This window comes from Desulfitibacter sp. BRH_c19 (genome assembly GCA_001515945.1).
In the GTDB taxonomy this organism is placed as follows: domain Bacteria; phylum Bacillota; class DSM-16504; order Desulfitibacterales; family Desulfitibacteraceae; genus Desulfitibacter.
The window spans coordinates 1-6,290 of record LOER01000009.1 but is presented as its reverse complement, the minus strand read 5'-3'; the positions used below and the strand labels follow the sequence as shown (position 1 = coordinate 6,290).

3 protein-coding genes and 2 pseudogenes are annotated in these 6,290 nt (G+C 39.3%); 4 read left to right on the top strand and 1 reads right to left on the bottom strand.

Annotated features, from left to right (window positions below):
* Positions 1-583: pseudogene (locus APF76_02785) on the bottom strand (hypothetical protein).
* A 136-nt stretch (positions 584-719) separates the two neighbouring features.
* On the opposite strand from APF76_02785, the gene APF76_02780 reads away from it, so the two are divergent.
* The 4 genes and pseudogenes from APF76_02780 (at position 720) to APF76_02765 (ending at position 6,290) form a co-directional block, all read left to right on the top strand.
* A complete protein-coding gene (locus APF76_02780) occupies positions 720-1,874 on the top strand; it encodes a hypothetical protein (protein KUO52975.1) in 1,155 nt (384 codons plus the stop codon).
* 168 nt (positions 1,875-2,042) lie between these two features.
* Positions 2,043-3,863: a hypothetical protein gene (locus APF76_02775; GenBank protein ID KUO52974.1), complete on the top strand. Its 1,821-nt coding sequence runs from the start codon at positions 2,043-2,045 to the stop codon at positions 3,861-3,863.
* Positions 3,860-5,614, top strand: a complete 1,755-nt coding sequence (locus APF76_02770; GenBank protein KUO52973.1) for a hypothetical protein — start codon at positions 3,860-3,862, stop codon at positions 5,612-5,614. The genes APF76_02775 and APF76_02770 overlap by 4 nt, the downstream gene beginning before the upstream one ends.
* Before the next feature lie 318 nt (positions 5,615-5,932).
* Positions 5,933-6,290: pseudogene (locus tag APF76_02765) on the top strand.

The following is a 6,290-nucleotide window of genomic DNA, read 5'->3' as shown; positions in this document are numbered from 1 at the left end:
AGGAGTTAAGAAAATCTTACGCTCTTTATTACCCTTACCCATTACAGTTAGAACATCATTACTTACCTGGTCAACATTCAAACTGGCTAGTTCAGACAGTCGCAATGCACAGTTAAGAAAAATAGTAAGGATGCAGTGGTCTCTTGGTGACTTTTTACTTACAATAAGAAGACGTACCGACTCTTCTAGAGTTAAATATTTAGGTATACGTCTTGGCAACTTTGGAGTTTCAAGTTCTTCTGCAATATTGATATCAATAAGATGAGCCTTAGTTCTAAGATATTTCCAAAACTGCCTTATAGAAACTATCTTTCTAGCCCTTGTTCCTGCGGAAGCTTTTAACTCAGTTTGACAATGTGAAATAAAATTGTACATGTCATTAAGTGGGATGGACTTGATAAAATCAATATCAAATTGAAAAATTTTGGTTATTAATGGGGATACCCCTGGAGTTTAAAACAAAGTAGAAGAACATAAGCAAATCTGTACGGTATTCTTTTATGGTATTGTCAGCACGGCCTTTAATAACAACCAAGTAGTTAAGATACTGTTCAACTAGCAGACAAGTGGTGTTTGATTGCATACAATCACTCCTTATCAGTAGTATTTACAAGTTAGTTGGTAAATATTAGAAAATGTCTATAATCGGCAGTTCAAGTAACTGAATGTTTTAGCAATAATTTGAAGTGGTTAATATAAAATAGGAGAAATTAGCATTTATGAAATTAAACATTTTCTATTCATGGGCATCTGATTTACCAAGCAATAAAAATCGCAGATTAATTAACGATTGTATTGATAAAGCAATGCGGAATATTTACAGTAGATATAAAATGATATCTGAATATGTTATTGAAACAGATAGTAGGAATGAATTGGGAACACCTGATTTGGCACAAACAATTTTTTCGAAGATAGATGTTTGTGATATTTTCATTGCCGATATAAGTATTATTAATGGTAGAGGTGATAGTCGCCTTACACCTAATCCAAATGTTTTGGTAGAATTAGGTTTTGCATCTAAATCTATAGGATGGTCAAACATAATATGTATTTACAATTCGGAATATGCTGAAGTTGAAAAACTGCCGTTTGATATTAGGTATAGAAAGCCAATTTGCTATAATACCTCAACAGATATTGCGTCGGCAAAAAAACTGCTGACTAAATTATTGGAGTCATCTATAGCTGAGATAATTGAAAAACGTGTGATTGATAAAAAAGAGTATTTAGAGACAAAACGACAAGTGGACTTGGGTATGCAAGCTATTTTGATTGATTTATGTACAATACTATTCAAAAAAAGTGATAGAAATATTGATAGATATAACTATTCCAGACTGTTAAATAGTTCGGAAGAAGATATAACCAACTTAATTGCCGAAGAGAACTATCTTGGTTTTGAACTCTATAAAAATATAACACTTAACATTGCGGAATTTGTCGACTTCTTTAAAGATGAAATAGAAACATATTTTTTATCTGAAAAAGAAAAAAGATTAATAGCAAAAATGGTGTATGCGCTGAGAGAATATAAACGTGTATTACATAATGATAAAACCCTAGAATTTATTGAAAAAGATACAGTACATAAAATCATTTCAGGTAATGAGATGAATCAAAACAGTCCTAAAAATTCAATGATTTTGGTAGAACCAATAGATGATCAAAAAGCAATCGTTATAAGTGGAGGTAATTTCGAAAAACAAGACATCGGTAAGTTGCTAAATAGTTACTCAATTTGCAAGGATTCACAACCTTTTTTTGCGAGAATCATATATAGCATTGTTCAAATTGCAAATGATTGGATTAGAGAAACAGGGAATTACTTTATTCTGAACCCAAGACATTTTGAGGAAGATAACCAAAGATAATACTACTCATCTTCGCATTATCCATAATTATTTCTGGCATCTTTTTTTACTCTGTAGTGTGCCTGCTTCCTTAAGCTAATTTAACGAATTTGTATAGCCTGCGGTTAGCACAATCGGTTTCATATCCTTTTGTGCCTTGAAGCGCAGCGGAAAGGAATGGTCATAATAATGAAAATTCGTCGTCTCAGAATGAAGAACTTTCGGAGTGTTGCGAACGGAGAGATTCTCTTTACCGGTCATACTGCGATAATCGGTGGAAATAGCGTCGGAAAATCGACAATGTGTGAAGCATTGGATTTATGTCTTGGCCCAGATCGTTTATCACGTTCCAATCCTATCAACGAACACGATTTTTATCGACGACGATACATTGGTGCCGATAATACGCCAATTACAATTGAACTAGAGGTGGTTCTGACAGACTTAACGGCTGATCTTGAAACAAAATTCAGAGCGCATCGTGAGTATTGGAACACTGAAACCAATTCCTTGCTGGATGAGAATGCAGTGCCTGAGGATATTGAACCTGATACCGTTATCCCTGCCCTTAGGATAAAGTTTGAAGGTTTTTATGACGAAGAGGAGGACGAATTTAGGGCGGAATCATTTTTTGCAAGTCCGCCACCTGAAGATGATGCAAGCAAAGCGAAAGTAAGTCGTTCTGTAAAACGCAGCTTTGGTTTTATCTATTTGCGTGCTTTGCGCACAGGATCACGTGCACTCAGTCTCGAACGTGGCTCCCTACTAGATATAATTCTCCGTCTCAAAGATGATGATCGCTCCGCTATGTGGGAACAGACTTTAAATGCTCTTGAAGGCCTTGATCCACCGATCGACAGTATTCCTCAGCTCCAAGACGTGCTTGATGAGATTGATGGTAGGGTTCGCCGTTTTGTTAACATGTCAGAGGATGATCGAGCATTTCAGCTATACCCATCATCGCTAACCCGTGATGATTTACGTAAATCCATTACTCTATTCGGGACGTCCGCCCGGTCAAACGCACGTGTTCCGTACTGGCGTTTAGGGTCAGGTGTGATTAATGCGATGGTTTTCTCACTACTCACTTTTATTGCTGAACTAAAAGTAAATGTGATCTTCGCGATGGAAGAACCGGAGATAGCAATACCTCCGCATACACAAAGGCGAATTGTCCAATTTCTGAAAAAGAATATGGATCAGTCAATTCTGACGACACATTCACCCTTTGTTCTCGAACAGTTTAGTCCTGAGAACGTTGTATTGCTGGAACGTGACACAAACGGTTCACTTGAAGGCCGCCAGATTGAAGTTAGCGGCATCAAAGGTAAAACCTATCAAGGTAATCTACGGCGTATTCTTGCAGAATCAATGCTAGGTAACGGCGTTATTTGTGTTGAGGGAGTGTCTGACGCAGAAGTGTTATATGCGGCTTCAAATGTGTTGGAGAGTTACGATGATGAATTATCGTACACGCCTTTGGATTTATCGGGTGTGACTGTAGTCCATTGTGAAGGAGATGGAGGCATTCTTCGTTATGGACAGTTTTTCAAAGAACTCGGATTGAAAACTTATGCTTTCTATGATTTTCAAAAAAATGCGGAAATCAAAAACGAAATTGAAGCCCTTTTTGATGGTGCATGGGAGCTTGAGCATACGGGGATAGAGTATCTCTTGGCCGAAGAAATAGATATTGATGCAGTTCGCGCTTTTTTAGAGGAAGCCATTAATTGGGATGATTACCCGACCAATAGAAAAAGGCCGGAACTCTACGAGTACGACGAAAATCTCGACGACGATGATATACGAGCCATCACCAAACGGGTTTTAAAGCAGAGAAAAGGTTCAGGATACGCCGAAAAATTGGTGGAGATGTGTAGAGACGAAGATTTGCCGGAGATTATCAGCACCGCACTTAATTCCATTAGCGAAGACCTACCAAATGCCATGATGGGTGACGATGCAAACGAAGGCGATGAAGCCACCGAAGACGTGGGTGATGATGTATGAGGGAATGCAATCCAGAAGATAGTTTCGACATTTGCGAAAAGCGACGTGCCATCCTGGAAGGCGATGGGCATATGTTGGTTATTGGCGGTCCTGGATCTGGAAAAACAACTATAGCATTACTTAAAGCAAGACGTTACGTATTAGAAAACTTGACAGCGGAGCAGAGCATTCTATTTCTCAGTTTCTCGAATGCAGCAATCCGTAGGATTATAGAGAGTGCAGGCGGCATATTGACATCAGATACTGCCAAGCGAGTTGATATTAAAACCTATCATTCCTTTGCATGGGAGATCTTGAAATCTCACGGATATCTGACATCAAAAAAGAGACGACTAAGTATTGTTTCAGCACAAGATGCAGCTGTAAGAAAAGCGGGCTTAAATAAAGACTTATGGCTTACTGAGCAGGAGCGGATGTATATTGAAGATGGATTAGCGACCTATGACCAGTTTGCCCCTCGTGCTGCTGAAATCTTAAATCGTTCAGACACTGCGAAATCCTGTTTTAACGCAGCCTATCCATTAATCCTTGTGGACGAGTTCCAGGATACAGATGAAGCCCAATGGACCCTTATCCGATCATTGAGTACAGGATCAAGCGTCATTGCACTTGGTGACAGTGAACAGCGAATATATGAATGGCGTGACGGTGTTTCGGAGAATCGTTTGTCTGAGTTTCGTGATGAGTTGAATGCCCCAGTATTTGACTTTCAGAATGAAAACAATCGCAGTCCCGCGACTGGTATTGCTGGGTATGCCCGCTCTCTCTTGTCGCCCGATGTTGTGCAAAAACTTCCAGATGATATCGAAAGAAGAGCGTTTCAACCCGGTATGTTCTCTATTGGAGTTAGACTATGCGTTATTAGAACGTGGAATGAAACAAAAAAGAGAGCCAAAAAAACAGAGAAAAATGATATCAAAATTGCCGTTGCGGCACGTAGCAAACAGATGGTGAGAAAAATATCTGATGTGCTTGCAAACCCTATCATAATTAAAGATAGAGAACACAAACCAATCCATCATGATGTCTTGGTTGATCAGATGCAAATCGTTTTATCAGCACGTGTTATCGCGAATGTTATGGGAAGTTCTCATCTCCCATTCGACCAACGTATATCGCAATGTCTTTGTAGAGTAGCGGATATGTTACGTGCTGCTAACAACGCTACAAATATTAAAAAATCTGATACGTTACAAAACTGGGCGCAAAAATGTGATGATGGTAAACGTCCTAAGAACAACTGTGTTAAGGCGCTCATCGGAGTTATTGAAGCACTTGAGAATGATGGATTTTTAGGCTCTCCGACCAAAGACTGGCTAATGGTCCGAAAGGCATTTGAAAGGGCGGGCGTTGAACACTTGACGAAGACGGCTGAGTTCGCGCGGTATCTGCGACTGCTTCGGCGCGGCTCGTTGATAGAAGAAGAGCTGACAAGTTTATGGCGGACCAGTGGTAATTATGTAGGAGCTGAGGAAGCTTTGGATCGCGCGATTCAGCAAGATCAGCTACTTGATTCCAGTAAAGAGTCAGCGAGCATTTCTGTTATGAACATGCACCAATTGAAAGGCCGAGAATATGACGGAGTGTTGCTTGTTGAAGACCAATATCAGAACTTTAGGGGACGGGAGGCGAAACCTCCTTACATGGAAACCCGCCGTCTCTTACAGGTTTCTTTAACGCGGGCCAAGCATTACGCTTTGGTTCTATCAGCAACGAAAAATGCGACTTTGGATGTAATCTTTGATAATTGAAGTTCGGATACTTTTTTCAAGGATTAAGTGCCAGCGTGCTATATTGAAAAATTGGATCAGGAAGGTCCGACATAATTAATATTACGATTGAACAAACAGCAGCCCAGACTCTAAAACATCTTGGATTAACTGACGCGTAATAAGTACATGGAGAAGTCAAACTTACTTCCTATTATGTTTATAACATGTAAACTGCTTACGGACTCGGTGTTTCCCATTATCCATATAGAGGAGCATTATACTGAACTTCGCAGAAGGCTAAAACTGGAAGGTTGATAAACTGAATTGTATGTCTATTAGGAGAAATTGAAAACTTATTTGAAAATGTTTTGGGAAAAGCAACAAGTAACCATCCTATTTACTTTTGGAGGTACTGAAATGACTAAGCAAGCAAAACAACAAAGCAATCCATTTTCTACAGGAGGAGGTGGGCTGACTTTTGAAACTCGTGTTCAAGCCGCATTTGTCGTCCTTATGATAACAGGACGGATATCTCCCTGCTTGCCACCGTGGCAAATTAAAAAAATTAAACTTCAAGGCCGATATGCTGGGTTTAATACCGACGATTTCATTGTTTTTGTTAAAGATACTCAATCAGAAAAGGAAGCTAAACTGTTAGCTCAAATAAAACATTCAATCAGTATCACGGAGAGAAATGAAACCTTTGGCGAAGTAA